Source organism: Natronosalvus caseinilyticus, from assembly GCF_017357105.1.
Lineage (GTDB): Archaea > Halobacteriota > Halobacteria > Halobacteriales > Natrialbaceae > Natronosalvus > Natronosalvus caseinilyticus.
This window is the reverse complement of sequence record NZ_CP071596.1, coordinates 2,938,443-2,964,381: the sequence shown is the minus strand read 5'-3', so window position 1 is coordinate 2,964,381 and position 25,939 is coordinate 2,938,443. Positions and strand designations below refer to the sequence as shown.

The window sequence follows — 25,939 nt, the reverse complement described above, 5'->3', positions numbered from 1 at the left end:
ATATATTTATTATAGTATTATACTACATATTTTGCAGTATTGGTTATCTCGTCTCTATACGTAGCCTCGAGTCACAACCTCGACATCAGTTCGCGTCGTCGTCGCTGCCGTCTTCTTCGTCGGCGCTGTCTCCCCCGTCGCCGCTATCCTCACCGTCGACATCGTTTCGATGCACCGCGAGCGCCTCCTCGACCGTCAACTCGCCGCTCGCGACTCGCCTGGCCAGGGTCTCGTCGATCGCCCGATTCGCCTCGCTTCGCTCGCGCGAGCGGTCCTTGATCACCTGGAGCTCTCCTGGCGTCGGTTCGATCTCGCGGGTGTCGATCGCCTCGCCCTCGAGTCGGGCGATGTTCACCGCTGCGAGGACGTCACCCATCCCTCTGGCACCGGTGCCGAGGTACGGCGTCGTCCCCGTCTCGTCGACCATCTCGACGCGGACGTCCTCGAGTTCGTTGATCAGTTTGGCGCCCTCGAGGCGCGACCCATCGCCGATGCGGACGACCGGGTCGACGGCGTCGTCGCCACGGACCTCCTCGAGGACGACGTCGACGGCGTCGCCCAGTGGCACCTGGAACGCGGCGACGACGGTCTCCCCCGCGAGCACGGCGATGCCGGGCTGGCGTCCGGGATCGACGCCGACGACGGTTCGACCGTGCTCGCCGCGGATGGTCGCGAGCGCCTGATCGACCGCCTGTCGGCTGTCGTCGGGGTCCACGACGATAGTCGGCGCGTCGGCGTCCGCGAACGATTCGGCGTGCTCCGCACCGGTGAGGACGACGACGGTTTTCGACGGGAGCGGGTCGTCGGGTTCGATCGTCGTGAAGGTCGCGCCTCGATCGCGAAGGTCGGCGACGACTTCGTGGTACACTTCGAAGTCCGCGGTGGCGACGACGATCATACCCACGCTTCGACTGCCACCGAATAAATTGCTCCGTCTCCGGACGAGCGATCGGTTCCGGGGGGTTTTTGCCCGCTACCTCCCAACTGAGCGCGTGAACGACGAGGCGATATCGACCGGCTGTCCCCCGGTCGACGCGTTGCTCGAGGGCGGGTTCGAACGCGGAGCCGTCACGCAGTTGTACGGCCCGCCAGCGTCGGGTAAGACGAACCTCGCGCTGTCGGCCGCCGTCGAGACGGCCGCCGCCGGTGGCACGGCCGTCTTCATCGACACCGAGGGCGTCTCGGTCGACCGGTTCGAACAACTCCTCTCCGCTCGCACCGACGACGTCGAGTCGGTCGCCTCCCGGATCATCATCGAGGACGCCTACGACTTCGACGAACAGGCCGAGGCCGTCCGCGACGCCGCGGACTTCGCGACCCAGGCCGACCTGATCGTCCTCGACAGCGCGACCGGCTTCTACCGAATCGAGCGCGCCGAAGACGGCGAGGCGGGTGACGCCCTCCGGCAGGTGGCCAGCCAGATCACCCATCTGCTCTCGCTCGCGCGCAAGCACGACCTCGCGGTGGTCGTCACGAATCAGGTGTTCGCCGATCCGGACAGCGACCGGACGCGCCCGCTCGGTGGGAATACCTTAGAGCACTGGACGGGCGTGGTGGTCCGCCTCGAGCGGTTCCGCGGCGGCAATCGTCGGGCGACGCTCACGAAACACCGCTCGAAACCGGCGGGCGAGTCGGTGACGTTCCGAATCACGGGGTCGGGACTCGAGGGAAGTGACGACGCTCGGCCGTAGCGGCTTATGCCAGTCGCCGCACGACGACGAGCACGGCGATGGTGGCGACGACGCCGATGATCGTCGGCACGAGCTGACCGGACCCCCACTCCCACCCGAGCACCTGGGTGCCGACGATGGCGACGATGGCGACGAGCAAGCCGAGCACGCTGACGATGGAGGATTGATCTCTGAATGCGGGCATAGCTACCCGAGACGACGAGCCCTAACGTGATAAAAATGTATAAGGTCTGCAGATCCCGTCCGAGCTCTTACTGTACTCCGGTCCTAGAGTTCGTTCAACTTCCGGAGCAACTGGCCGCGGTACTCCTCGTCGCTGCGGACGCCCTTGAGCTCTAAGACGTTTCGCTCGAGTTTGTCCAGGGCGACGCGGAACGAGTTCTCCGCGCCGTAGCCCTCGCCGGAGCCGGCGACCTGCGATTTGTTCGTCCGGAGGCGAATCTGACACTGGATCAGGGGCGTGCCGCGGAGCTTCTCCTTGTGCTCGTGGAATCGGACGTGGGCGTGGTGGACCTGCATGTCCGCGTACTTGTCGGAGACCTGCTCGATGCTCTGGACGATGGACTCCCGGGAGATGGTGTCCATGAGCGAGATGTTCGTGATCTGGACGTCCATGTGCTCTTCCTCGGTGAACGTCAGCGCCCGGAGCACGTCGGTCTTGGTGATCACGCCGTCGATGAGTCGGTCGTCGTCCGTCGGCGTGACGACGAGGCCGGCGTAATCGTTCTCGAGCATGGTTTCGACGGCCTCTCGAGCGGTCTTGTCCGCCGTCGTGGTCACCACGGGGCTATTCATGATGTCGTAGATCGGGACGTCGAGCATCCGCTGGTTGTCGCCGACGCGGTCGCCGGTCGTCATGCGCTCGTTCTCCCGGATGACGAAGTCGGCGATGTCGTGGGTCGTCACGACGCCGGTCAGGTAGCCGTTCTCGTTGACCACGGGGAGTCGGGAGATGCCGTGTTCGCGCAGGTGGTTGATCGCCTTCCCGACGCCGTCGTCCTCAGCGAGCGTGATCGGGTCGGTGGTGTAGATGTCGCCGACGGTGATCGCGTCGAGGTTCTCGAGGACGGCGGTGAGGAGGTCGTCCTCGGTGATGACGCCCCAGAGGTTGTCGCCCTCGAACACCGGCGCGACCTTGGTGTTGCCCTCGACGAGCATGCGGGCGACCTCCCGGACGTCCTCGTGCCGGTCGACTTTCGGGGCCGGGTCGTTGCGACTCGGCTTGATCAACGCCGCCACCTTGGCGTCGTCTTCGACGTGTGACTGGAGCACCTCGCGTTCGCTGATGACGCCAGCGTACTCTCCGTCGTCGGTTACGATCAGGCCCTTGGGGTTGCCGTCCTCGAACGTCGAACGGACTTTCCCCATTCGCGTCCCGACGTCGACCTCGATGTACTCCGTGGTGGCGATATCGGCGATATTCATCGTTCCACCTGCCCCTTCTCTCGCTGGACTATTTAACGTACCGCCCGCCCCTGTAACCCGTGACTACCGGGTGTTTTTATGTACCGCCGTTCTGGTCGTGACATGGCTCGAGACATTTCCGTCTTCGGCCGGTACACCTACCTCGCGACGGAGATTTTCTGGGGTGCCGTCGCGTTCGTACTGTTGCGACGGGCCGGCGCGCTCAAACGGGCCGCCGTGACCATCCTCGCGTTGTACCCGATCGCCTATTTCTGGGACTGGTACACGCTCGAGGTCGGCGTCTTCGACATTCAGTTGCGAACGGGCTACGAAGTCGGCGGCATCCCGATCGAGGAACACCTGTTCATGGCGGTCGTCCCCGGCCTCGTCATCGCCTTCCACGAGACGATTTTCGGCTCGAGTGCGGCCACCCGTCTCGAGGACGACCCATCGTCAGCCGAGCGGTAGTCCGCGCGTCGTCGCGAACGACTGCCTCGACGCGACCTCTCTCGCCAGACGACACTCACAATCGGTAGTTAGTTACTGTCGTTCGTGGAGATATACCTGTACCCATGAGCAGACGCGGTCGCCGACTCGAGCGGACGAGGTCGTCCAACGAGCGCCAGACGAACAGAGCGAGTCTGAACCTCACGTCGCTCGTGATGACCGCCGTTCTGATCGGCGCGATCGTTCTCGCGGGCGTCGTGCTCGCCCCGCAGGCCATCGCGTTCGTCGAGGACGAACTCGGCCCTTCCGTCGACCCGCCGGAACCGGGCGACCGAAACCCGCCTGTCACCGATCCCGACGACCCCGGCCACTCGAGCTACGAAACCGAGACTGAACGGGTCGACTCGAGCGCCGTCGAGGACCGAGTCCACGAACTCGTCAACGAACGGCGCGCCGAACACGGTCTCGAGCCGCTCGGGTGGGACGGGACGGTCGCCTCGGTGTCCCGCGCCCACAGCCAGGACATGCACGCGGACGATCGATTCGCCCACGTCAACGCAGACGGCGAGTCGCCGTACGACCGGTTCGGCGATGTCGCCGACTACTGTCGCGCCTACGGCGAGAACATCGCCCTCACCAGCGTAGGCACGACGGTCGAACGCTCTCACGACGGCGAACACGTCGAGTACCAGACCGCGGACGAACTCGCCGAAGGGCTCGTCGAGCAGTGGATGCACTCAGCGGAACACCGGGCGACGATCCTCGAGGAGAGCGACGGGATCGAGGGCTGGGACCGGGGCGGCGTCGGCGTCTACATCGACGACGACGGGCGGGTGTTCGCGACCCATAACTTCTGTACGGTGCGCAAACCCTTCGACTGGTAACACCTACGTCGTCGATACTTCACATACTCTTAAGTGCTCCTCGTGGAAGCCGACGGCATGAGCCACCCGTCGGACCGCGACGTTCGTACCATCGTACGAGGAGTCGTCGGAACCGCAAAAGAGCGAGAGATAACGTTCCTCGCCGCCGGATTCGCCTACTACGCGTTCGTCTCGCTCTTTCCGATGATCGTGCTGGCGCTCGTCGTCGGCACCCTCGTCGGCGGCCAGCAGGTCGCGGAGGACCTGATCGTGCTGGCCGGCGACTTCCTTCCCGACGCCGGCGAGGACCTCGTGCTCGAGGCGCTCACCGCCGAGTCGGGGCGAACCGAGGCGACCGTCGTCGCCCTCGCCGTCTCGACGTGGGGTGCGTTGAAGGTCTTTCGCGGGCTGAGCCTCGCGTTCGACCGCGTCTACGATACCGTCGCCGAGGACTCGCTGCTCGAGCAGATTCGCGACGGGATCACGGTCATCCTGACCATCGTCCTCGCGCTCTTGCTCATGATCCTCATCGGGGCGGTGATCGGCCTCCTCGCCGGGCGGGTTCCCTACGTCGGGGTCCTCAGCTGGCTCGGCTTGCTCCTTGGGCTCGTCCTGGTGTTCCTGCCGCTTTACTACGTGTTGCCCCCGATTCCCGTCGACATTCGTGAGGTGATTCCGGGCGCGTTCTTCGCAGCGATCGGCTGGGTGCTCCTCCAGGCTGGCTTCCAGCTCTACGCCGCGAACGCCGGGCAGTACGAGGCCTACGGAGCGATCGGCGCCATCCTGTTGTTCGTCACCTGGCTCTACTTCGCCGGCATCCTGATCCTGCTGGGGGCGGTCATCAACGTGGTGATGTCCCGACCGCGACTCGTCCCGACGTAGCCGCGGCCGCAGGAACGGCAGGCGACCGGAGGGCGAGGGGCGAGTTTCGTCCCTCCCGAACGGGGAAAATTTATGCCGGCTCGAGCGCCAGACGTGAGCGATGAGCGAGCACGACGGCGCGGACGACGATTCGGGGGAGCAGGGGGCCGAAAGCGAAGACAACGACCTGGGGGAGCAGAGGGACGGAAGGAAACGGGAGGGACCCGGCGGTGGGCCGAGACGAGTCGTCTCGAACACGAGCGTCGACGACATTCTCGACTCGCTGAACGGGACGAATGCTGGCGACACTCGCGCTCAACCCGACCCATCCGCTGACTCGAGGGAACGACTCGAGGACGAGACGAGCCTCGATGAGGCCGAAGGAGAGGGAACGGGGGCTGTCGAAGAGGAGGGGACGGGGGCCGTCGAAGGCAGCGATAGAGAAGCGGAAACCGAGCAATTGGAGACCGCCGACGAAAACGGTCGAACAGCGAAAACCGAGCAGGTACCGAACGACGAACCGATCCCGAGACCCTCGAGCCAGGACGACCTCTCGAGTCGCGTCGAGCGCGGAGCCGTGACGGGCGCCGACGTCCGGGCCGCCGAAGCCGGCGAGGGCCGGGAACGAACCCCGGACATCGACGAGATTGACCTTTCGCTCGACGATCTCGAGACGAGCCAGGCGTCCGAGTCCGCGACGTCCGGGTCGACCGCCGCTTCTCCTTCCAACCGGGCCGACGACCCTTCTCCCTCGAGCGACGAAGCCGACGACCGGGCGGACTCGAACGGACTGCTCGCTCGTCTGCGCAACTTGTTCTCGCAGTGAATCAATACGGTGAGTCGCCGGACACGGGTCGCGCCCGCCTCCGTACTATTCCCCGGTCTGCCCGACTATTCCCTTCGAAACGTCGCCGCACTATCGACTCCCTATGCAACCATATTACACGGTACGGCTCATATGAACCGTTAGGTTCCTCGAGCGACGACGTCGACCATGACGCGAATCGCACTGGTGTGCGTACAGAACGCCGGCCGCAGTCAGATGGCGACCGCCTACGCCGAACGGGAACGGGCGGCCCGCGGGCTCGAGGACGAGGTCGAGATTCTCTCCGGCGGAACCCACCCGGCCGACGCAGTCCACGACGAAGTGCAGGAAGCCATGGCCGAGGAGGGCTTCGACCTCGCCGGGCGGACGCCGACGTCGATCACCACCGACGAACTCGAGACCTGTGAGGTCGTGGCGACGATGGGCTGTTCGACGCTCGACCTCGACGCCGAGGTCGACGTTCGCGACTGGGCCCTCGAGGACCCTCACGGGAAAAACACTCGAGCGAGTACACGAGATTCGCGAGGACGTCCGGCGACGGGTCATCGCGCTATTCGACGAACTCGAGTCGGGGCGAGATCTCGAGTGACGGTGTGGGTAGCCGCACGCCACACGTGCGCACCGGCCGTGCACAGTATAGTTCTTTTCTGCCAGACGTGAAACCCTCAGATATCGAATTGTCGGTAGACACTCAGGCTTCTTCGGGTTCCTCTTGAATGAGCGCCATCCAAAACCCCTCGATTTCCTGGACGAATTCGATATAATCCTCCGGTTCAACTGGCTTCTGGACGAAGTGATCCACGTCGAGCCCCTGCGATTTGAAAATGTCCGCTCCAACCTCCGAACTCGTGAGGACGACAACCGGAATCTCACGGAGTGAGGGTTCGTTCTTCAGTTCAGCTAGGACGTCCGTACCACTTCTTCCGGGTAACTTCGGTTCGAGCAGGATGAGATCAGGACGCGGTTCATCTGCATACGCTCCTCGCTGATTGACAAAATCGAGGGCTGCGTCGGCATCAGCGACGGTGTAGAGGCTATTCTTGAGGTTCGCATCTTTGAACGATTCCGTAAAGAGACGGGTATCTCCGGGATTTGGTTCGACCAGTAATACGGTTACCAGCCTCCCCTCGTGCTCACTGTCTGAAGCCATTGTAGATGATTTTAGACGAACAGTGAAAAGGCTGCGGTCAGTTGGCAATGATCTGTGATTTCTCTGTATTAACCGCTCACTACTACGGTAATCGAGCAAACTCTCGTGCCTATTCGCGCTGTGCGTTCAGCACGCGACTCCTGTCAGAACCGAAGAGTTTCAACAGAGGCGTGCACAAACATCGGCTAACACGTGGCAACTATTCACGACCCAGTGTGTGAAACTCCTCGTTCGGTCGCATGTCCGCGAGCTGGGCCATTCGATTCGAGAGGTTGAAAAACGCCGCCACTGAACCGACGTCCCAGATCGCCTTCCGGCTGAACCCGTGATCCTCGAGGGCCTCCAGGTCCGCCTCCTCGACGGTCGCCTGGTCGGTCGTGAGCGCGACCGCCAGGTCGAGCATTGCCCGGTGTCGGTCGCTGACGTCGGCGTTCCGGTAGTTCGAAATCAGTTGATCGGCCAGCATCGGATCGTCTCCGTAGAGGCGAACGAGCGCCCCGTGAGCCGTGTTGCAGTAGTAGCAGTCGTTGGCTCCGCTGACGGCGACGATGATCATCTCGACCTCGAGCCGCGTGAGTTCGGTGTCCTCGACGAGCGCGTCGTAGTACTGGAAGAACGCCCGGAAGTGGGAGGGTCGGTAGGCGTAGGCGAGGAACACGTTCGGCGTGAAGCCGGCGCGTTCGGTCTCCTCCTTGATGCGTTCTCGAAGGTCTTCAGGGAGCTCGTTCACGTCTGGCACCGAAAACCGGGTCATCGGATCGACGTCGGTCATGGTCTCGAGGACGGGCGCCTCGAGGAAAACGTTCCGGGTCCGTCGGGCCCGAGTCGTCAGGGCGGCACTTCGACCTCTCACGATCATCGAACACCCCGAGCCGATCGTTCGGAACCTCGAGTCGGATCGAGACGAAGGTTCAGAAAGATTATGCCACGGCTGTTCGTGCTCTCGAGTAGAGGCTAATGTACCAACTCGGTCACTACGGCGTCGCCCTCCTCCTCTACGCGCCCGTCGCCGTCTGGCTCGGTTTCGCCGGCGAGGAGTTCGTCGCCCTCCTAGGGGCCGTCATCTGTCTCTCCTTCTCGACGCTTCCGGACTGCGACCACGGCCTGCCGTTCGTCGCCCACCGCGGGATCACCCACACGATCGGGTTCGTCCTCCTGGTCCCGGCCGTAGTCGCCGGCGTAGCGTACGCGGCCCTCGAGGTGACGATGGGATCGCCCGATCCGACCGTCGTGGGGTTCGTCTACGGCGTTACCGCACTGTCGCTCGGCTCACACCTGCTGGCCGACGCGCTGACGCCGATGGGAGTCACTCCCTTCTGGCCACTCTCCTCGTACCACGTCTCGCTCCGGGTTACTACCGCGAAGAATCCGATCGCCAACTACGCCCTGTTCGCGCTCGGGATCGCGGCGAGCGTCGCGTCGATCGTCGTCGTGACGGGTGGCTGGTAGCCGGTCCGGCGGGGCAGCCTCGTCGAGTCGGTTGTTCCGGTGCTCGGACTCGTCGACGATCGGTGGCGATCTCTCCTCGTAGACCCCCGATACCTTTCACCGCGGTTGTCGGAATACACGCCGGATGAGCGCCTACGAAATCGCGTTGATCGTCGTCGCCTTCGCCATCGTGGGCGCTGTGTTGCTCCCGCGGTTTTTGACAGACAAACCGCTCTCGCTCCCGATGATCTACGTCGGGTTCGGCGTGGCCCTGTTCTGGATCGTTCCCGGTCTTCCGACGCTCGATCCGGTCGCCAACTCCGGCGTGACGGAGCGACTCACTGAACTCGTCGTGATCATCGCGCTGATGGGGGCCGGGTTGAAAATCGACCGTCCGTTCGACGTGCTGGGGTGGGGATCGACCTGGCGACTCCTCGCGATCACCATGCCGGTGTCCATCGCGCTGCTGGCCGTTCTCGGGTGGTACGTCGCCGGGCTGCTCGTCCCGACGGCGATTCTCCTCGGTGCGGTTCTCGCGCCGACCGACCCCGTTCTGGCGTCGGACGTCGAGTCCGGCGCCCCGCTCACCGAACTCGAGGAGGAACGATCGGCCGAGCACGAGTGGGGATCCGTTCGATTCTCGCTCACGTCGGAGGCGGGCCTCAACGACGGACTGGCTTTTCCGTTCACGTACCTCGCGATTGCGACCGCGTCAGCGAGTACGGCCGGGTACGGCTGGCTGGCCGACTGGTTCCTGGTCGACGTGCTGTACAGGATCGGCGCGGGACTCGTCGTGGGATACGTCGTCGGACACGTCATGGCCCGGGTGGTGTTCTACGCGCCGTCGCTGTCGCGGCGAGAGGAAGTGATGGCCGGATCGGAGGCGCTCGCGGCGACGCTCTTCGCCTACGGATTGGCCGAGTTGCTCGGCGGGTACGGATTCATCGCCGTGTTCGTCGCCGCCCTCGAGCTCCGTCGGTTCGAGTGGGAACACGACTACTACCAACACTTACACGACTTCGCCGCTATCGTCGAACGACTCCTCATGGCGACGGTGCTGGTGCTGTTTGGCGGCGCGATCGCGGACGGCCTACTGACGCCGTTGACGTGGGATGGCGCAGCGCTCGGCCTCGCTTTCCTGTTCGTGATCCGTCCCCTCGCCGGCGGTATCGCCTTCCTCGGTTCCGACGCGCCGACGGGTGACCGCGCCGTCGTCTCGTTCTTCGGCATTCGCGGTATCGGCTCGTTTTACTACCTGTCCTTCGCGCTGGCCCACGCGTCGTTCGATGAACTCGAGTTGCTCGTCGCCGCGGAGTGGTTGTGGGCCTTCGTCGGCTTCGTCGTCCTCGTCTCGGTGTTCGTTCACGGGTTTGTGGCCAGTCCCGTGATGCGGGTCGTAGACGAACGCCGCCCCGCGGACGGATAGCGGTACTCTCGAGCGTCGGTTTCATGCCCTCGTTTCGGGCATCCATCTCGTGTCCCGAGGAGCGTGCGCCCACGATCCACCACTTTGCTGGTGGCGACTCACTCGAGGCCGACGCCCTCGGCCAGGAGTTCGTGGGACTGCAGCACGTCCTCGTGGTCGGCGACGAGGTTCTGGACCATCACCTCGGAGACGCCGACGCGGTCGGTCAGTTGCTCGAGGAGTCCCGCCAGCGTGTCCGGGTCGCCGGAGAGCGCTCGCGGCCACTGTCCGTCCTCGAGTTCTCGTGGCGTCGGGTCGGGCACGCCACCGAGCTCCGAAATCGCCGTCTCGACCGACGGCATGGAGCCGACGACGCCGCGTTGCATCCGCTTGTAGGAGGCTTCCGCGGTCGCTCGAAGGCGGGCCGCCTCCCGATCGGTCTCGGCGCACGCGGCGTTGACCGCCAGCATTCCGTGGGGGTCGTCGGGACCGGCGCCGATCGAGGAGGGGTCGAACGTGTCCCGGTAGACATCGAACGCTCGCTCGGCGAGCGTCGGCCTGATGAACGCCGCGAAGCAGTAGCGGAGGCCGAGTTTGCCGGCAATCTTCGCACTCGAGGGACTCGAGCCGAGCACCCAGAGGTCGGGCGGACCGGCGCCGGAGCGCGCTAGTGTGAGGTCGGCGTAGGCGTGGTCGTCCCCGAACCCGTCGTAGAGGTGGTTCGCGACGGCTTCGATCTTCTCGGCGTGATCGCGGTCGGGATTCTCGCTCACCCGCGAGGTCTGGAGCGCGCTGTCGGCGGCCGGGATTCCGGTTGCCCGACCGAGGCCGAGGTCGATCCGCCCGGGGGCGAGCGAATCGAGGACGCCGAACGCCTCGGCGACCTTGAACGGGCTGTAGTGGTTGAGCAGGACCGTTCCGGACCCGAGCCTGATCTCCTCGGTTCGGGCAGCGAGGTGGCCGATCAGCACCTCGGGGGTCGTTCCTGCGATGGAATCGGCCATCCCGTGGTGCTCGGCGACCCAGAACCGCTCGTAGCCCACTCGTTCGGCCAGTGTCGCGAGCGAGACCGTGTTCTCGTAGGCGTCGGTTGCCGTCTCCCCCTCGCGAACGGGTGAGAGGTCGACGATGGAGAGGTCCATGTCTCGAGGCTAGCGAGCGCGGTGGAAAAGGGTTCTCGAGGCGGAAATCCGGCCAATATGGAAGCATGGCTCGTTGAAACCTCAGCGAATGCCGATTTTTGCGACTCGAGTCGAACACGAGGCGAGCGGATCCGAGATTCGTCCGATTGTGCGAGCGTGGCAATCCAGTTCGGGGATTCTATCGATCACTGCAGTTCCAGTTCGTTCGCCGGATACGAAACAGGGGACCCATATTGTAGCACTTCGAACCTCCCGAGCAGACTGTGAGCACTCCATGGTAGCGGTTTCAGTTGAGACGGTCGTCGAGGTCGCTACGACGATTTTCGTCCTCGCGACGATGTTCTCTATCGGGATGGAACTATCACTCGAGCAGTTGCTGATCGCCCTCAACAAGCGACGGTTGATGGCGAAAGCATTGCTACTCAATCTCGTGGCAGTCCCAGTGCTTGCCTATCTATTCGTCCGTCCGGTTCCCGTGGAGCCGGGATATGCGGCAGGGATCGTCTTGATAGCTGTGGCGCCTGGGGCCCCTTTTGGGCCAAAGTTTGCGGAAATATCGAAGAGCGATATCGAGTTTGCAAGCGGTCTGATGGCCGTTCTCGGGATCATCTCGGTCGTGACGATACCGGTAAGTCTGGCACTGTTTCTGCCCGGGGACGTCACCGTAGATCCGCTTGGAATCGGATGGATGATCTGTGGCATTCAACTTCTCCCGTTGCTAGCGGGAATCGGGCTCGATTCCCGGTACCCCTCCGTGACGAACTGGCTGCATCCTCCTGTCCAACGGCTGTCCGACGTCTCGTTTCTCTTCTTGATCGTACTCCTCTTGGTCGTCTATAGCGACGAGATGATCACGCTCATCGGAACGGGAACGCTGTTCATTTCGGTCGTCGTCATCTGTGTGTCGTTATTTCTCGGGTACGTACTCGGCGGACCGGGACGGAACACACGAGAAGTGCTGGCGACGACGACCACCGCTCGAAACGCTGCGATTGCACTCTTTATCGCGACGACCAGCTTTTCCGATCCGGACGTTCTGATGGTCGTCCTTGCGTTTTCGTTCGTTGGCGTCGTTCTTTCGGGACTACTCGCCGGGATGTGGGGACGACGAACGAGGTGATGGAACAGTACGAAATCCGCGTTTCATTCTGATTCGGGACGCACACCCTACTACGTTCGCCGGATTACCGAGCAGTCAGTCCGTTGGATCTGGCAGAAATCAAACGAGGTTACCGCTATCGACGGTTTCGACGAGATCGATCATGCCCTCCTCGAGGGTTCAAATCGGACACGACCGACACGCTATCACGCCCCAGGGATTCCGACGATGCCTGCGAATCAACTCGAGTGCGGCGCACCGGACCGTTCGCCCCGCAGGTCCGCTCGACTCGCCCAGGCTCCGGCGAGGAGCGTCACGATCAAGGCGCCCGCGGCGAGCACGTAAAGCAGGTCGAGCGCCGGCGAGACGGTCATCACGGACTCGCGGCTGAGGAACAGCGTCACCGCGGTCAGCACGACGCCGGAACCGATCGCCACGCGAGGGAGCCGTCCCTCGAGAACGGCGCGGCCGACGACCGTCGCCAGCACGACGGCGCCGACGAGCGTCAGGAGCAACACCATCTGGATCGTCAGGGTCGTGGGCGTGTTCTGCGAAATGAACAGCGGGCTCAGGATTACCTGGGCCGGGACCGTGAGGGCCGCGACGACGAGCGCGGCGACGAGGTGCCGGCCCGTAAGCCGGCGGTGCAGGGCGATGACGAGCGCGAGGACGAAGCAGACGAAGATTACGATGGCCGTCCAGAAGTGGAGATTGAGAATCTCGTACTCGTAGGTGAGGACGGTTTCTCGACCGAGCAACACCTGGATCGGCGTCAACAGGGCGCCGGCGACGACGAGACCCGTGATCCGTCGATCGACGGCCTCGTCGAAGTACCCGACGAGCGCGGAGGCAACGATGGTGAACCCGGCGAACATCGCAACGAGGCGGTGGAACCACTCCCAGAAACTCGGCCGTCCCTGCGGGAGCAGGTTCAGGAAGCCGCCGTCACAGACCGGCCAGTTGGCGTCACAGGCCAGTCCGGAACCGGTCGTTCGCGTGGCGACGCCGAGAACGATCGTTCCCGCCACGAGCGCGACCGTCACGGTGAGCAGAGCGGAGAATCCCCGTCGACCGATGTCGATCGGTAATCGCGAGGAATCGGACGTGTGAGTATCGTACGACACGGTCTTTCAGCGGGGGTTAGGTGCGCCCGTATTTGAATCGTCCGCGTTCGTCCCACCGCGTGGGAACCGGGCTGAACACCGTCGACACGAAGCGCCAGCGACATCGAGACGCGCCCTTCGTCGGATTCAAGAACCCGCCACCCGACCCACCGGCATGGAAAAACTCGAACGACTGGACGCCACCCTCGAGGCGAAGGACCTGGCGTCGGTCTGGTTCGCCCACCCGAACTCGTTCGCGTGGTTGAGCGGCGGCAGCTCGGTCGTCGACCGCGAGGGTGACGTCGGCGTCGGGGCCCTCGGCTACGACGGCGACGAGGTGACGCTTCTCGCGAACACCATCGAGATCGACCGTCTCTACGAGGAGGAACTGCCCGACCTCGAGGCCACAGGTGTATCGGTGACCCGCGAAGCGTTCCCCTGGTACGAACGCTCGCTCGTGGAGGCTCTCGCCGACCGCGTCGAGGAACCTGCGGCCGTAGACGTCGACGTCCCCGGCCTCGAGCGCCTTGACCCCGCGACGGTTCGCCAGCCCCTGACGGCGACCGACCGCGAGCGCTACCGCGACCTCGGCCGGGAGACGGCGGCGGCGGTCGAGGCCGTCTGCCGGGAGCTCCAGCCCGGCGATACGGAAGACGAGGTCACCGCGGCGCTCACCGTCTCGCTCGCCGCCCGCAATATCGAAGCACCCGTCGTCCTCGTGGGCGGGTCCGAACGCGCACAAAAGTACCGCCACTACACTCCCAAATCCGTCGAGTTCGGCGACTACGCCCTCGTCTCGGTGACCACCCAGCGCCACGGCCTGCACGCCAGTTGCACCCGCGCCGTCGCCTTCGACCCGCCGGAATGGCTCGAGGAACGCCACCGTCACGCCGCCCGCGTCGAGACGACCGCCCTGGCCGCAACCCAGGACGCTGCCGCAGCGGGCGGCACCGCCGGTGACGTCTTCGCCGAGATTCAGGCGGCCTACGACGCCCTCGGCCACGCCGGCGAGTGGGAACGCCACCACCAGGGTGGTGCCGCCGGCTTCGCCGGACGCGAGTGGATCGCGACCCTAGGTCACGAGGCGCCTGTGATTGCGCCGATGGCCTTCGCCTGGAATCCGACCGTCCAGGGTGCCAAGAGCGAGGACACCGTCCTGGTCTCGGACGACGGCTTCGAAACGCTGACCGATGCCGGAACTGGAACCAGTACCGACGACGACTGGCCGACCATCGAGGTCGAGGCGGTCGGCGAGTACGACCTCGAACTCGAGCGGCCCGCGGTGCTCGGTCTCGAGTGAGTTGCGACCGGTTCTGATTTCGTTTTCGGTCTCGAGTGACCTGTTACCGACGTTGCTCTCGAGCAAGTAGCCTCGCGCTTCGACGCAGGTTCAGGTCATTATTCGCCGAACTACCGGCTCGGGCAACGCCTCGAACAGCCACGCGACCAGCCGCCAGCGCTGGGTGACGTAGACGTGTGAACGCTCTCGGCGAATCGCTCGAGCGATTTGTGCGGCCGCGGTCTCCGGCGAACTGACCCAGAACGGGTCCTCCGCGAGCATGAGGTCGGTGTCGACGTACCCGGGTTCGACGGTCGTGATCGTCACGTCGGCCGCCCGCTTCGATTGCCGATATCGGAGTCCCTCGAGGTACGTCGAGACGAACGCCTTCGAAGCGTTGTAGGCGGGCGAACTGGGGTTTCCGAACCGGGAGGCCACCGACGAGATGCCGACGAGGTGGCCGTCGCGCTCGCTCTCGAACGCCTGGCGATTCTCGAAGTGATCCATCGCCGCCGACGCCAGCGCGGTGAAGCCGCGGACGTTGACGTCGATCGTCTCCCGTTCGTGGTCCCACTCGAGGCCACGGTTGGGGCCGCCGACGCCGGCACTGAGGACGACGAGGTCGACCGGGGGCATGGCCTCGATCAACTCGTCGAAGCCGGCCCTGGCGTCCTCGACGTCGGTGACGTCCATCGTTGCGACGTAGGCACTCGTCGGCAGGGATTCGCCGATCGACGACAGCCGTTCGGTTCGCCTCGCCGCGAGTCCGAGTTCGTACCCTTCCGCGGCGAGTTCGCGGGCAAGTGCTTCTCCGATACCGGATGAGGCGCCGACGACGATTGCGCCTCGAGTCGTGGACATGGACGTGCATTCGGCGTCGAGGGTATAGTCGTGTTGACTCGAGCAGTCACTGACCAACAATCGGTGCATCCATCGGCCGTACCGACGTCTCGCAGCGTACGGCAGAAGGCGCTCACGTCTCAGGGGCCGGGAGTGTAACCGAGAACGTCGCCCCTTCTCCGGGTTCGGCATCGACCCAGATGTCGCCGCCGTGACGCTCGACGATGCGCTTACAGAGCGCCAGGCCGATACCGGACCCCGAGTACTCCTCGCGGCTGTGGAGCCGCTGGAAGACCTCGAAGACTCGACTGCCGTGTGACGGGTCCAGTCCGATCCCCTCGTCGCACACGGACACGACCCACTCCTCCCCGTCTCGTTCGGCTGCGACGCGTATCTGTGGCGGTTCGTCGCCGCTGTAGGTCATCGCGTTGTCCAGGAGGTTCTGGAACAGCTGGCGGAGTTGCGTACGGTCTCCTCGGACCTGGGGAAGCGAATCGGACGTGATGGTGGCGTCGCTCCGTTCGATCTGTACCTCGAGGTCGTCGAGTACGTCCTCGAAGACGGCGTCGAGATCGGTCGGCTCGAGTGGCTTTCCTTCCGTCTCGATACGGGAGTACTCGAGCAGCCCCTCGATCATCGCCCGCATCCGGTCGGCCCCATCGACGGCGAACTCGAGGTAGTCCATCCCGTTGGCGTCCAGGTCGTCTTCGTAGCGCTGTTCGATCAACTGGAGGTAACTCGAGACCATCCGCAGGGGCTCTTGCAGGTCGTGGCTGGCCGCGTGGGCGAACTGCTCGAGGCGTTTGTTCGACCGTGTTAGCCGCTCGTTCGCTCGCTCGAGTTGTCGTTCCCGTTTTTTCCGGTTCGTGATGTCCCGGATGACGCCGGTGAAGTAGCGGTCGTTCTCGTAGACGATTTCGCTGAACGTGATCGACAATGACACCACCGAACCGTCGGCGTGCTGACCGTCGAGTTCGACGTAGTCCCAGTCGAGGGTCCGCTCGTCGGTCTCGAGATACCGCTGCAGCCCCGCCCGATGACGAACCGCGAGGTCGTCGCGCATGAGCGTCGTAAGCGACTCACCGACCAGTTCGTCGGGTTCGTAGCCGAAGACGTCCTCGACGGCGGGGTTCACCGAGCGGATCGTGCTCTCGGCGTCGATCGTCACGATGACATCGTTGGCCGCCTCCGTCAGCGCCCGGTACCGCTCGAGTTCCAGTTCGTGCTGTTTACTCTCGGTGATGTCGCGAAAGTAGACGGAGACGCCCGTTTCGGAGGGGTAGAGGCTCGCCTCCACCCAGAAGTCGAGTGGGTCGAAGTACAGGTCGAAGCTGGTCGGTACCTGGTCGTTCAGCGCCGTGTGAAACGCGTCCCAGACCTCGTCCACCGCCGCCGCTTCGGGGTACATTTCCCAGAGGTTCTCGCCGAGTAACTCCGCTCTCGGTCGCTGGAGTAGTTCCGCGGCGCGCTCGTTGACGTGTGTGAACCGGAATTCGTCGTCGACGGCGTAGAACGCGTCGGTAACTCGTTCGAGCATCTCCTCGAATTCGCTCTCGAGGCGCTTCTGGTCGGTGACGTCGGTAAGCGCGAGAACGGCACCGGTCGCGTCGCTGCCGTCGCCATCCACGTCCAGCGGGGCGCCGTTCACCGTCACCCAGATGCGTTCGCCGTCGGGACGGCGCAGCCCAACCTCCATGTCGAAGATCGGCTCACCGGTTTCGATTACCCGCATGAACGGCGTTTCGTCTCCGGAGAGAGGAGTTCCGTCGGCGTCGGTCAGCCGCCAGCGCGGGTCGTCGTACGCGACCGACTGGATCTCTTTGCGGTCTCGTCCGAGGATGTCCTCGGCGTGTTCGTTCGCGAACTGCAGGTCGCCTTTCGCGTCGAATACCACGATCCCGACGGGGCTGGTCTCGACGATCTGTTCTTTGACCTCCTTTTCAGCCTCGAGGGATCGTTTCGCCCGCCTGGTTTCGATGGCGGCGGCGAGCACGTTCGCGATGCTCTGGACGAAATTCACGTCGTACTCGGTGAATGCCCGGCGGTCCGTCGTGTGCGTACCCAGGACGCCCCACGGGTCCTCGAGCGAGCCGATGATGACGCTAATTCCGCTGACGACGTCGTGGTCGACCAGCAGGTCGGGCCCGGAGAAGCGGTCTTCGGTCCGCAGGTCGTCGACGACGACGGGCTCCTCAGAGAGGAGCGTATAGCCCGCCTGCGAGTCCAGATCGGTGGGCGCCGTCGCCGTTCCGACGAGTCCGTCTTGCCAGCCGACCCCCTGCCGAAGAAGGACCTCGTCACCACCGGGGAGCAGTTCGAGCACCTTACAGTACTCGACGTCGAGCGTCTCCGCGACGGCGACTGCGGCGTCGTGTAGCAACTCGTCGAGGTCGTCGGTCTCGAGCGCCCGCTGGCCGAATTCGGCGACGACTTCCTGCTGGTGGACCCTCGTGCGGAGTTCGCTATCTGTACCCGAACTCGAATCCATTGCCATTGAACTATTCGCGTCCGTCTGTAAATCCTTTCGTTCGGTACGACTGGCTTATAATACTGGACCGAGCCGAACGAGCAGTCGACGCTCTCGCTGATTGGCGAGTGTACCGTCGGCCGGTCGTGGGCCCTTCTCCTCGACGATACCCGGCCGAACCCATCTCCTCGACGATACCCGGCCACCGTCACTCGTCACTACAAACGACGTCCTCGACGACACGCCGCGATCTATCGTCGTCCTCGTCCGTCTCGTACACGTAGAGTTCGTCCGCTCGTTCGTCTCGCGTCGTTCGATGGGTGCCGTCACAGAACGGGTACGTCTCCGCGAGACCGCACTGACAGATCGCGACGTTCCCTTTCTCGGAATCGATGTCGTCTTCCTCGAGTTTTCGCGGGCCGGTCGCGTCGTGACGGACGAGTCGTGCCATGTCGAGAGCGACTGCTCCGCGGTACTAAACGGTGGCCACGTCGTTCGGATCGATTGCTCGAGCCGCGAAATCGGGAAAATCGGAACACGGCAGGCAGCACGCCTTTCTCCCTACCGATCGACAATCGTGCCATGGTCGACGCCCTCACCGTGCTCGCGGTCGTCCTTCTGATCGGCGGTATCGCCGGCACTGTCGTCCCGCTCGTTCCCGGCGGTGGTCTCTCGCTGGCCGGACTCTTTCTCTACTGGTGGCACAGCGGGTACAGCGAACCTGGCGTCGTCGCGTTCGTCGCGTTGACCGCCCTCGCCCTGGCAACGCTGTTCGCGGAGTTCTTCGCCGGGTCGATCGCTGCCCGCGCCGGCGGCGCCTCGTGGCAAACGACCGCGCTCGCTGCTGCCGTCGGCATCGCACTGATGATCGTGACCGGGCCGCTCGGCTTCCTGGTCGGCCTCTTCGGCACCGTGTTCGCCCTCGAGTTCGTCGGGAACCGCGACCTCGAAGACAGCCTTCGGGCGGCCGGCTACGCCACCGCTGGAACGCTCGCGTCGACGGCGGTCCAGGTCCTGTTGACGAGTGCGATTCTCGTCGGGTTCATCCTCGCCGTGTTCGTCTTCTGATCGCCCCGAACGTGCAGGATCGCTGACCACCGAAACGATTGTGTCACTGGATCGCCCAGAGTCGGCATAATGCGCTGTAGCGAGGACGGCTGCGACCGGGACGCCGCTGTAGAGTTACACATCCCGTGGGCCGAAAACCGCGTCGTGTGCGCGCCCCACGCCCGCGTCCTGGGTCGTCAGGACGGCGTCGTCGCCGACCCGTTTCCGGACAGCGGGGCGGACCTGCTCGATGAGTGAGGTGTTTCGACTGAAAGCGGCTGCTCGAGACGTCGAGCTTCGACTGAAAGCGGCTGCTCGAGACGCCGATTACGGGTGCGCGTAGTAGGCGACGACCTCGTCGCTGCCTTCGTCGACCTCGTCGATCCGGGCGAAGCCCACGCGCTCGAACTGGACGACGTCGTCGGGAGAAAGGTCCCCGACCTCGGGTTCGGCTCGCCCCTCGACGTCGCCGTCCATCGTTCGCAACGTGAGCGGGACGCTCTCGGCCGCCGGCGCCCAGTGGATCACGTCGACGTCACCCTCGCGAACGACGTCGATGGAGTCGCCCGTGTACTGGAGGACGTCCCGGGTGTACTGGAAACAGCCGAGCCCCTTCAGCCAGATGCGCTCCTTTCGCTGGGGAACGTCGTCTTGCTCGAGGACGACGGCGTCACCGACGGGGATGTGGCGCACGCCGCGGTCCTCGTGGTTCGGGTGGAGTGGTGGGTTCGCCTCGTCGGGCGGACTCCCGGCCAGCCCGACTTCGGCGCCTTCGCGAACGAAGAACCGCCGGTCGGTCTCCTCGTCGATCAGGTTTCGGTTTTCGGCGTAGATGGAACTCATCGCGAGGTCGACGTCGCTCGTCGAGGTGCCGAGCTGGATCATGGCGTCGGTGATCGCTTCGCCGCGGATCCCGCGGCGCCGGAGGCTCTGGATGGTCGGCGCCCGCGGGTCGTCCCAGCCGTCGAGGTGGCCGGCCTCGATCAACTCCCCGATGCGGGAGGTGCTCATCTTCACGTCGTAGGCGTCGACCTGCACGTGGCCCCAGTGGACGACCTCCGGGTACGTCCAGTCGAAGTAGTCGTAGAGGAACCGCTGGCGTTTCGCGGAGTCCTGCAGGTCGATACCCCGGATGATGTGGGTAATGCCAATGCGGTGATCGTCGACGCCGGACTGGAAGTCGAGCATCGGCCAGCAGCGATAGTCGGCAGCCCGCTCGCGTGGGTGGGGCGTGTCGACCATCCGGAAGGCGACCCAGTCGCGGAGGGCGGGGTTCTTGTGCTCGATGTCCGTCTTGACTCGCAGAACCATCTCGCCGCTTCCGTACTTGCCCGCGACCATGTCCTCGAACTCCGCGAGGACCGTCTCCGGGTCCTTGTCGCGGTGGGGACACGGCTCGCCGGCGTTTTTCAGGTCGCTAAACTCGTCGCCCGGACACGAGCAGGTGTAGGCCCCGCCCATCTCGATGAGCTCTCGAGCGTGATCGTAGTAGCTCTCGACCCGGTCGCTCGCGCGGTAGATCGCGTCGGGCTCGAACCCCAGATACTCGATGTCCTCGAGAATCCAGTCGTAGGCCTCGAGGTTCGGCCGCTTCGTCTCGGGGTCGGTGTCGTCGAATCGAACGCAGAACCAGCCGTCGTAGCGCTCCTTGTAGGTCCCGATGACGGCGGGCATCCGCGCGTGACCGATGTGCCAGGGGCCGTTGGGATTCGGCGCGCAGCGCATCCGGATCTCGTCGTACTCGTCGGCGTTCGGGAGGTCCGGGAGGACCGTGTCGTCCTCTTCGTCCTCGGCCTCGAGTTCGGCCAGCTCCTCGGGTGCCAGTTCCTCGAGTCTGGCGCGGCGCTCGTCGGGGTCGAAGCCGTTGACTCGAGACACGACGCCACCGACGACGCCGGGGACGTCGTCGGCGTGCTCTCGGAAGTCGGGGTTGTCGCCCATCAGCGGCCCCATGACGGCGCCGACGTTGGCCTCGCTCCCGTGTTTGACCGCGTTCAGCAGTGCGTGTTTCTCGGCCTCGCGCTCGACGCGGCCTCGTAACTCCTCGTCCATGTTGACGAACAGTTTCGCCCGCGCGTTCAAAACAGCCGCGGTGTGCGCCCGAGTCCGTGCTCGAACGCGCCGGTCAGTCCTCGAGCGTTCCGACCGGTCCTCGAGCGTTCCGACCGGCCCTCGAACGCTCTGATTAGTCCTCGGAGACGTTCGACGCCTCGGCGACGTCCTCCTCGTAGACGATCATCTGCTGAATGTTCATCCACAGTGCCATCTGCTGCATCTCGCCCTCGTTGTGGGCCTCGAGCCACTCGTTCTTGACGCCCCAGCCGTAGGCCTGCCCCTCGAGCGGGTTGACGATGTCGCCGACGAGCATGCTATAGTCGCTGTCGCCGTTCGCGACGACCGTCTGGTTGTACGCCTGGACGATGACGCCCATCTCGTCGAGGGTGGCCTGGTAGAGGTCGTGGTCGACGCCGGTCGCCGGCGAGTCATCTGACTCGTTGGTAGACTCGTCGGCGGAGTCGCTGTCCGACTCGGTAGCAGATTCGCCGTCCGACGAGTTCGAACCCCGCTCGAGGTCGTCGCCGACAGTCGACTGATACTCGAGGATGAGGTCGCCGTCGTTCTCGTAGAGCGCTTCGACGGTGATGTCGTAACCCTGGATGCCGTTCTCGAGGACGTAGTAGAATTCCTCCGGCGTGCCCTGCGGTGGATCGGATGGTTCGGTCGGTCGGAAGTTCCGGCCGGAGCTGCCGAGAAACGAGCCGAGACAGCCGGCGAGGCCAGTCAGCCCCGCCGCCCCGATACCGCCCAGCAGGCGGCGGCGAGAGAGCGAACCGTTCGAGTTGTCCATACTCTTCGTAGCGACAACACGGGCAAAAACCTCCGTTCCATTTCGAGCGGTGAGTCGTCGATCAACTCGAGCGGTGAGTCGTCGATCAACTCGAGCAGCGAAAAATCGCCGACGAACGGCCCAATCGCTGCCTCAGTAACCGCGTTCAATCAGGTAATCGGCCACCTGGAGGAGCAGTTCGCGAGCCTCGTTGTCGGGGAGCACCTCGAGGCGGTTCTTCCCGCGGTCGACGAGGTCGCGCGCCTTGTCGTTCGCGTAGGAGATCGACCCGGAGTCCTCGAGCGTGGCGACAGCGTCGTCGATCTCGGCCTCGGTGACGGCGTCGACGTCGGTGGTGTCGACCAGCGACTCGACGTCGACGCCCTGCTCGCGGGCGTGGACCGTGATGAGCGTCTGCTTGTTCTCGACGAGGTCGCTTCCGCGCTGCTTGCCGAGCTTTTCACTGGGAACGGTCAGGTCGAGCACGTCGTCTTGAATCTGGAAGGCGCGTCCGACGTCGAGTCCGTAGCCGTAGAGCGCGTCGACGGTGTCCTGATCGGCTCCCAGCAAGATTGCCGGGAGGGCCGCCGAGGCCGCGTAAAGGACGGCAGTCTTCTGCTCGACCATCTCGAGGTACTCCTCGGGCGTGACGTCCTCGCGCGATTCGAAGCTCACGTCGAGTGACTGCCCCTCACAGATCTGGGTACAGGTGTTCGCGAGAACGTCGAGCGCCTGCACCGTTCGGTCGGATTCGGCGCCCGTCTCGAGCATGATCTCGAAGGCTTTCGAGTACAGCGTGTCGCCAGCGAGAATCGCTGTCTCGAGGTCGTAGGCCTTGTGGACGGCGGGCACGCCGCGTCGGAGGTCGTCGTCGTCCATGATGTCGTCGTGGATGAGCGTGAAGGACTGAATAACCTCGACGCTGACTGCGGCGGCCATGAGGTCGACGGTCGTCGACTGGAGCGTCGGGAACTCCCGGTAGGGCGTCGACAGCGGCTCGACGTCGGCGAGTGCTTCCCCGGTGGCCAGTAGGACCGTCGGCCGAAGCCGCTTACCGCCGGCGTCGAGCAGGTACCGGGACGCCTCGTAGAGCCGTTCCGGTCGCGTGATCGGTAGCTCTTCGGGGATGGCCTCGTTGACGAGTTCGCGTCGCTCGCCGACGGCCTCGAGCACCGCTTTCTCGCGTGCCTCGGGTGATGTCATGTCAGTCGACAAGTTGGATCAGGTTGCCGTTCGCGGTGATGTGGATGTCCCGGCCCAGTTTGTAGCCCTCGTTTCCGGCGAGTCCGACGTATCCCGAGAAGCCCTTGACGTCCTGGTGGGCGGGGATGACGTGCTGGGGCTGGAGCGCATCGAGCATCTGGTAGTGGCCCTCCTGACAGAGGTGGCCCGAGACGTGGATGTCGTCGTAGATGCGCGCACCCTGCATGCCGAGCAATTTCTCGGCCTGGTAGCGTTGCCCCTCGTTGGTCGGTTCGGGGATGACGCGGGCGGAGAAGACGACCTTGTCGCCGTCGTCCAGTTCGTACGGCGTCTCGCCGCGGGCCATACGCGTGAGCATCGCGCGGGGTTCGCCCTGGTGGCCCGTCACGACGGGCAGGAAGTTCTCTTTTCCCTCGTTCATAATCCGCTTGAACGTCCGGTCGACGGACTTCCGGTGGCCGAACATCCCGAGGTCGCTCGGGAAGTCGATGAAGTCGAGTCGCTCGGCGGTGCCGGAGTACTTCTCCATCGAGCGCCCGAGCAGGACGGGCTGTCGGCCGATGTCGTCGGCGAACTCGACGAGGCTCTTGACACGGGCGATGTGGCTCGAGAACGTGGTGGCGACGATGCCGCCGTCGTAGTCTTCCATGCTGTGGAGGACGTCGCGAAGGTGTTCGCGGGCGACGTTCTCGGAGGGGGTGCGCCCCTTCTTGTTGGCGTTGGTGCAGTCCTCGATGTAACAGAGGACGCCTTCGCCCTCGCGACCAATCTCACGGAAGCGCTTCATGTCGATGGGGTCGCCGATGACGGGCGTGTGGTCCATACGCTTGTCCAGGCCGTAGACGATGGCGCCCTCGGGCGTGTGTAAGACCGGGTTGATCGCGTCGATGATCGAGTGGGTGACGTTGACGAACTCGAGTTCACACCCGTGGTCGCCGATGGTCATCGACTCGCCGGGATCCATCTTGATCAGGTCGTTCTCGACGCCGAACTTCTGTTCGCTCTCGATTTGCTGTTTGGTCAGTTCGATGGTGAACGGGGTCGCGACGACGGGGGCGTCGTAGCGGTGGGCGAGTTTCGAGATCGCGCCGATGTGGTCGAGGTGGCCGTGGGTCGGGACGATCGCCTGGACGTCGCCCTCGAGGTCGCTCATGATCCGATCGTCGGGGATGGCGCCCATGTCGATCAGGTCGAGGCTGTGCATGCGTTCGGTCTCGACGTTGTCGTGGATGAGAACCTGTGAGAGGTTCAGACCCATGTCGAAGATGACGACATCGTTTCCTGCGCGAACGGCAGTCATCTGCCGTCCGACCTCCTCGTAACCGCCGATGGTTGCAATTTCGATTTCCATGGTTGTATACACTGAGCGCGTTCAGCGCTCATCGAAACGGTCCGCGGACTGCCGGGTACGAAAGACCGCCACGGTGTCGCGTCGGTCGGGGTCCCGCTATGCGTTCGGGATCGATTCCGGACGTCGAACACGGCGAGGCCGTGTCCACGTCGCGCGAACGCACTTGCCCGCGGGTTTCGCTACCCCCGTCTACACACCCAGGTAGTATAAAGTCCGTGGGTTCGACGACCGATCGGTGCGGGTACACCACTGACTGTCGATGAACACAACGGCTGTCGCTCGAGTAGAGGGCTACGGATATCTTTGGCCGTATCCGAAATACACTCATTCAGACGAGTGGATAGAATAAACGTCTCGCACGTTGTCTCGGATTTATTCTACGGGAATACTCACAATAACATTAATATTTAGGTGTGTTGAATCGCGACCTATGCCACCACGACACACGAGTGACGATGGCACGACCGGTCGACCCGTTTCGCGACGAACCCTCCTCCGCGGTCTCGGCATCTCCGCCGTCGGTATCGGCACGCTCGGCGCGGCGACATCGTCCGTCCAGGCAGGGAAAGGCGACTCCTGCGAGTACCCGCCGATGGACTTCCCGCGCGTGAGCACTCGAGGTCACTTCGACACGACCTGGTACGGGAGCGTCTACATCACCGACGGAAACACCGACACGAACTACGACCTCGCGGGTGATCCGATCCCTGGAGTCGGCCAACCGGCGTTCGGGGAACTCCTGATCCACGCCCACGGCTGGAACAACGACCGCGAGGGCGGCGTCTGCTCGACCAGCACCGCCGCGAACACGTTCGACCTCGAGGGGTACGACCAGCCGGTCGTCGGCTACACCTGGGACGCCGACTACGGCTGGTACAACGCGACCGAAATCGCCGAACGAAACGGAGCCAAACTCGCGAATTTCCTGGTCGACTATCGTGCCCAGAATCCCGACGTGACGCTCCGCCTGTGCTCGCACTCGCTCGGTGCGCGAGTCGTCCTCAGCGCGGTCGCGACGCTCTCGTCGTGGGGGTACCACGACCTCCTCGAGAGCGTGACCCTCCTGGGTGGCGCCGCCGACGACGACGCACCGTCGCTCGAGGGGAGTTACGGCTCCGCGATCGCGAATTCGACTGGCCGCCTCGACAACTTCTGGATGAACGACGACGCCGTACTCGACTGGGCCTACGGCACTGCCGAGATGGGGACCGCGATCGGTGCGACGACGATCGATGGCACACCGCCGTGGAACTACACCGACCACAACGTCGACTACGTTCCGGATCACTTCACCCACTACAAGCCCGACGGGTGCATCCACGAGGTCGTCGCGACGTTCTGAACCCGTCCGCTTCGCTTCGTTTTCTCCGGCTGTCTGAGCGCCGCTGGGCGGTGAATCGCCTAGCTGCTAGTCGTACAATTTTAATTATCTATAGTCTAAAGTACCTCATTTTTTAGAGGTTTCTCTCAAAACCCATCAAAACTCGAATATTGCCCAATACGGCG

At 64.2% G+C, this 25,939-nt stretch carries 26 protein-coding genes and 1 pseudogene; 13 read left to right on the top strand and 14 right to left on the bottom strand.

The features are described from left to right. Positions 1-85: 85 nt before the first annotated feature. Entirely contained in the window at positions 86-898 is an 813-nt protein-coding gene (locus J1N60_RS14195) for a hypothetical protein (RefSeq protein WP_312908429.1), read from the bottom strand. A 94-nt stretch (positions 899-992) separates the two neighbouring features. Here J1N60_RS14195 and radB point away from each other — a divergent pair, with 94 nt between their 5' ends. Beyond that, positions 993-1,691 (top strand): DNA repair and recombination protein RadB, encoded by a 699-nt coding sequence (radB, locus tag J1N60_RS14190; protein ID WP_312908427.1) that lies wholly within the window; start codon positions 993-995, stop codon positions 1,689-1,691. Between the two features lie 4 nt (positions 1,692-1,695). Here radB and J1N60_RS14185 read toward each other — a convergent pair whose 3' ends face one another. Beyond that, positions 1,696-1,875, bottom strand: coding sequence for a multidrug transporter (locus J1N60_RS14185; RefSeq protein ID WP_312908425.1), 180 nt, complete (start codon positions 1,873-1,875; stop codon positions 1,696-1,698). A gap of 83 nt (positions 1,876-1,958) precedes the next feature. Next, positions 1,959-3,116: a CBS domain-containing protein gene (locus J1N60_RS14180; protein WP_312908424.1), complete on the bottom strand. Its 1,158-nt coding sequence runs from the start codon at positions 3,114-3,116 to the stop codon at positions 1,959-1,961. Positions 3,117-3,218: 102 nt separating this feature from the next. Between J1N60_RS14180 and J1N60_RS14175 the strand changes: the two genes are divergently transcribed. From J1N60_RS14175 to J1N60_RS14155, 5 genes and pseudogenes are all read left to right on the top strand, one after another. Further along, positions 3,219-3,563, top strand: coding sequence for a lycopene cyclase domain-containing protein (locus tag J1N60_RS14175; RefSeq protein WP_312908422.1), 345 nt, complete (start codon positions 3,219-3,221; stop codon positions 3,561-3,563). Between the two features lie 104 nt (positions 3,564-3,667). Continuing rightward, positions 3,668-4,426 carry a CAP domain-containing protein gene (locus J1N60_RS14170; protein ID WP_312908420.1) on the top strand — a complete coding sequence of 253 codons (759 nt, stop codon included), beginning with the start codon at positions 3,668-3,670 and terminating at the stop codon, positions 4,424-4,426. Positions 4,427-4,483: 57 nt separating this feature from the next. After that, positions 4,484-5,287 (top strand): YihY/virulence factor BrkB family protein, encoded by an 804-nt coding sequence (locus tag J1N60_RS14165; RefSeq protein WP_312908418.1) that lies wholly within the window; start codon positions 4,484-4,486, stop codon positions 5,285-5,287. A 100-nt stretch (positions 5,288-5,387) separates the two neighbouring features. Beyond that, positions 5,388-6,092 (top strand): hypothetical protein, encoded by a 705-nt coding sequence (locus J1N60_RS14160; RefSeq protein ID WP_312908417.1) that lies wholly within the window; start codon positions 5,388-5,390, stop codon positions 6,090-6,092. Positions 6,093-6,260: 168 nt separating this feature from the next. After that, a pseudogene (locus J1N60_RS14155) lies at positions 6,261-6,681 on the top strand (arsenate-mycothiol transferase ArsC). Positions 6,682-6,783: 102 nt separating this feature from the next. Here the strand turns inward: J1N60_RS14155 and J1N60_RS14150 are convergent. Beyond that, positions 6,784-7,242, bottom strand: a complete 459-nt coding sequence (locus J1N60_RS14150; RefSeq protein ID WP_312908415.1) for a response regulator — start codon at positions 7,240-7,242, stop codon at positions 6,784-6,786. 199 nt (positions 7,243-7,441) lie between these two features. Beyond that, entirely contained in the window at positions 7,442-8,014 is a 573-nt protein-coding gene (locus tag J1N60_RS14145) for a peroxidase-related enzyme (protein WP_312908414.1), read from the bottom strand. 185 nt (positions 8,015-8,199) lie between these two features. Here J1N60_RS14145 and J1N60_RS14140 point away from each other — a divergent pair, with 185 nt between their 5' ends. Both J1N60_RS14140 and J1N60_RS14135 read left to right on the top strand, forming a co-directional pair. Next, positions 8,200-8,691, top strand: coding sequence for a metal-dependent hydrolase (locus tag J1N60_RS14140; protein ID WP_312908413.1), 492 nt, complete (start codon positions 8,200-8,202; stop codon positions 8,689-8,691). A gap of 124 nt (positions 8,692-8,815) precedes the next feature. Continuing rightward, on the top strand, positions 8,816-10,096 hold the full coding sequence (locus tag J1N60_RS14135) for a cation:proton antiporter (RefSeq protein ID WP_312908412.1): 1,281 nt from the start codon (positions 8,816-8,818) through the stop codon (positions 10,094-10,096). Between the two features lie 98 nt (positions 10,097-10,194). On the opposite strand, the gene J1N60_RS14130 is transcribed toward J1N60_RS14135, so the two are convergent. Then, the gene (locus J1N60_RS14130) at positions 10,195-11,217 is read right to left on the bottom strand and encodes an LLM class flavin-dependent oxidoreductase (RefSeq protein WP_312908411.1); all 1,023 of its coding nucleotides are present in this window, start codon (positions 11,215-11,217) and stop codon (positions 10,195-10,197) included. A gap of 352 nt (positions 11,218-11,569) precedes the next feature. Between J1N60_RS14130 and J1N60_RS14125 the strand changes: the two genes are divergently transcribed. Continuing rightward, entirely contained in the window at positions 11,570-12,337 is a 768-nt protein-coding gene (locus J1N60_RS14125; RefSeq protein WP_425499296.1) for a bile acid:sodium symporter family protein, read from the top strand. 218 nt (positions 12,338-12,555) lie between these two features. On the opposite strand, the gene J1N60_RS14120 is transcribed toward J1N60_RS14125, so the two are convergent. Then, on the bottom strand, positions 12,556-13,440 hold the full coding sequence (locus J1N60_RS14120) for a COX15/CtaA family protein (RefSeq protein WP_312908407.1): 885 nt from the start codon (positions 13,438-13,440) through the stop codon (positions 12,556-12,558). Positions 13,441-13,594: 154 nt separating this feature from the next. Here J1N60_RS14120 and J1N60_RS14115 point away from each other — a divergent pair, with 154 nt between their 5' ends. Then, complete coding sequence (locus tag J1N60_RS14115; protein WP_312908405.1) at positions 13,595-14,719, top strand: M24 family metallopeptidase; 1,125 nt, start codon at positions 13,595-13,597, stop codon at positions 14,717-14,719. 90 nt (positions 14,720-14,809) lie between these two features. Here J1N60_RS14115 and J1N60_RS14110 read toward each other — a convergent pair whose 3' ends face one another. From J1N60_RS14110 to J1N60_RS14100, 3 genes are all read right to left on the bottom strand, one after another. Next, positions 14,810-15,559 carry an SDR family NAD(P)-dependent oxidoreductase gene (locus J1N60_RS14110; RefSeq protein ID WP_312908404.1) on the bottom strand — a complete coding sequence of 250 codons (750 nt, stop codon included), beginning with the start codon at positions 15,557-15,559 and terminating at the stop codon, positions 14,810-14,812. Positions 15,560-15,671: 112 nt separating this feature from the next. Further along, the gene (locus tag J1N60_RS14105) at positions 15,672-18,026 is read right to left on the bottom strand and encodes a PAS domain S-box protein (RefSeq protein WP_312908402.1); all 2,355 of its coding nucleotides are present in this window, start codon (positions 18,024-18,026) and stop codon (positions 15,672-15,674) included. Between the two features lie 187 nt (positions 18,027-18,213). Next, positions 18,214-18,456 (bottom strand): CDGSH iron-sulfur domain-containing protein, encoded by a 243-nt coding sequence (locus J1N60_RS14100; RefSeq protein WP_312908400.1) that lies wholly within the window; start codon positions 18,454-18,456, stop codon positions 18,214-18,216. A gap of 131 nt (positions 18,457-18,587) precedes the next feature. On the opposite strand from J1N60_RS14100, the gene J1N60_RS14095 reads away from it, so the two are divergent. Together J1N60_RS14095 and J1N60_RS14090 are read left to right on the top strand one after the other, a co-directional pair. Continuing rightward, positions 18,588-19,073 (top strand): DUF456 domain-containing protein, encoded by a 486-nt coding sequence (locus J1N60_RS14095; RefSeq protein ID WP_312908398.1) that lies wholly within the window; start codon positions 18,588-18,590, stop codon positions 19,071-19,073. A 69-nt stretch (positions 19,074-19,142) separates the two neighbouring features. After that, the gene (locus J1N60_RS14090) at positions 19,143-19,310 is read left to right on the top strand and encodes a DUF8014 family protein (RefSeq protein WP_312908396.1); all 168 of its coding nucleotides are present in this window, start codon (positions 19,143-19,145) and stop codon (positions 19,308-19,310) included. A 69-nt stretch (positions 19,311-19,379) separates the two neighbouring features. Here J1N60_RS14090 and J1N60_RS14085 read toward each other — a convergent pair whose 3' ends face one another. The 4 genes from J1N60_RS14085 to J1N60_RS14070 all read right to left on the bottom strand — a co-directional run bounded on the left by J1N60_RS14085 (position 19,380) and on the right by J1N60_RS14070 (position 24,433). Continuing rightward, positions 19,380-21,104 carry a glutamate--tRNA ligase gene (locus J1N60_RS14085; RefSeq protein ID WP_312908395.1) on the bottom strand — a complete coding sequence of 575 codons (1,725 nt, stop codon included), beginning with the start codon at positions 21,102-21,104 and terminating at the stop codon, positions 19,380-19,382. A 133-nt stretch (positions 21,105-21,237) separates the two neighbouring features. Beyond that, positions 21,238-21,900: a DUF8159 domain-containing protein gene (locus J1N60_RS14080; protein WP_312908394.1), complete on the bottom strand. Its 663-nt coding sequence runs from the start codon at positions 21,898-21,900 to the stop codon at positions 21,238-21,240. A 132-nt stretch (positions 21,901-22,032) separates the two neighbouring features. Beyond that, a complete protein-coding gene (idsA3, locus tag J1N60_RS14075) occupies positions 22,033-23,082 on the bottom strand; it encodes a geranylfarnesyl diphosphate synthase (protein ID WP_312908393.1) in 1,050 nt (349 codons plus the stop codon). Position 23,083: 1 nt separating this feature from the next. Then, entirely contained in the window at positions 23,084-24,433 is a 1,350-nt protein-coding gene (locus J1N60_RS14070; protein ID WP_312908392.1) for an RNase J family beta-CASP ribonuclease, read from the bottom strand. 430 nt (positions 24,434-24,863) lie between these two features. Here J1N60_RS14070 and J1N60_RS14065 point away from each other — a divergent pair, with 430 nt between their 5' ends. After that, a complete protein-coding gene (locus J1N60_RS14065) occupies positions 24,864-25,775 on the top strand; it encodes a DUF726 domain-containing protein (RefSeq protein WP_312908391.1) in 912 nt (303 codons plus the stop codon). Positions 25,776-25,939 lie beyond the last annotated feature (164 nt).

Coding starts and splice junctions, on each gene's coding strand:
- J1N60_RS14195 (WP_312908429.1), bottom strand. CDS start 898: ATGATCGTCGTCGCCACCGCGGACTTCGAAGTGTACCACGAAGTCGTC.
- J1N60_RS14185 (WP_312908425.1), bottom strand. CDS start 1,875: ATGCCCGCATTCAGAGATCAATCCTCCATCGTCAGCGTGCTCGGCTTG.
- J1N60_RS14180 (WP_312908424.1), bottom strand. CDS start 3,116: ATGAATATCGCCGATATCGCCACCACGGAGTACATCGAGGTCGACGTC.
- J1N60_RS14175 (WP_312908422.1), top strand. CDS start 3,219: ATGGCTCGAGACATTTCCGTCTTCGGCCGGTACACCTACCTCGCGACG.
- J1N60_RS14170 (WP_312908420.1), top strand. CDS start 3,668: ATGAGCAGACGCGGTCGCCGACTCGAGCGGACGAGGTCGTCCAACGAG.
- J1N60_RS14165 (WP_312908418.1), top strand. CDS start 4,484: ATGAGCCACCCGTCGGACCGCGACGTTCGTACCATCGTACGAGGAGTC.
- J1N60_RS14160 (WP_312908417.1), top strand. CDS start 5,388: ATGAGCGAGCACGACGGCGCGGACGACGATTCGGGGGAGCAGGGGGCC.
- J1N60_RS14150 (WP_312908415.1), bottom strand. CDS start 7,242: ATGGCTTCAGACAGTGAGCACGAGGGGAGGCTGGTAACCGTATTACTG.
- J1N60_RS14145 (WP_312908414.1), bottom strand. CDS start 8,014: ATGACCGACGTCGATCCGATGACCCGGTTTTCGGTGCCAGACGTGAAC.
- J1N60_RS14140 (WP_312908413.1), top strand. CDS start 8,200: ATGTACCAACTCGGTCACTACGGCGTCGCCCTCCTCCTCTACGCGCCC.
- J1N60_RS14135 (WP_312908412.1), top strand. CDS start 8,816: ATGAGCGCCTACGAAATCGCGTTGATCGTCGTCGCCTTCGCCATCGTG.
- J1N60_RS14130 (WP_312908411.1), bottom strand. CDS start 11,217: ATGGACCTCTCCATCGTCGACCTCTCACCCGTTCGCGAGGGGGAGACG.
- J1N60_RS14125 (WP_425499296.1), top strand. CDS start 11,570: ATGGAACTATCACTCGAGCAGTTGCTGATCGCCCTCAACAAGCGACGG.
- J1N60_RS14115 (WP_312908405.1), top strand. CDS start 13,595: ATGGAAAAACTCGAACGACTGGACGCCACCCTCGAGGCGAAGGACCTG.
- J1N60_RS14110 (WP_312908404.1), bottom strand. CDS start 15,559: ATGTCCACGACTCGAGGCGCAATCGTCGTCGGCGCCTCATCCGGTATC.
- J1N60_RS14105 (WP_312908402.1), bottom strand. CDS start 18,026: ATGGATTCGAGTTCGGGTACAGATAGCGAACTCCGCACGAGGGTCCAC.
- J1N60_RS14100 (WP_312908400.1), bottom strand. CDS start 18,456: ATGGCACGACTCGTCCGTCACGACGCGACCGGCCCGCGAAAACTCGAG.
- J1N60_RS14095 (WP_312908398.1), top strand. CDS start 18,588: ATGGTCGACGCCCTCACCGTGCTCGCGGTCGTCCTTCTGATCGGCGGT.
- J1N60_RS14090 (WP_312908396.1), top strand. CDS start 19,143: ATGCGCTGTAGCGAGGACGGCTGCGACCGGGACGCCGCTGTAGAGTTA.
- J1N60_RS14085 (WP_312908395.1), bottom strand. CDS start 21,104: ATGGACGAGGAGTTACGAGGCCGCGTCGAGCGCGAGGCCGAGAAACAC.
- J1N60_RS14080 (WP_312908394.1), bottom strand. CDS start 21,900: ATGGACAACTCGAACGGTTCGCTCTCTCGCCGCCGCCTGCTGGGCGGT.
- idsA3 (WP_312908393.1), bottom strand. CDS start 23,082: ATGACATCACCCGAGGCACGCGAGAAAGCGGTGCTCGAGGCCGTCGGC.
- J1N60_RS14070 (WP_312908392.1), bottom strand. CDS start 24,433: ATGGAAATCGAAATTGCAACCATCGGCGGTTACGAGGAGGTCGGACGG.
- J1N60_RS14065 (WP_312908391.1), top strand. CDS start 24,864: ATGCCACCACGACACACGAGTGACGATGGCACGACCGGTCGACCCGTT.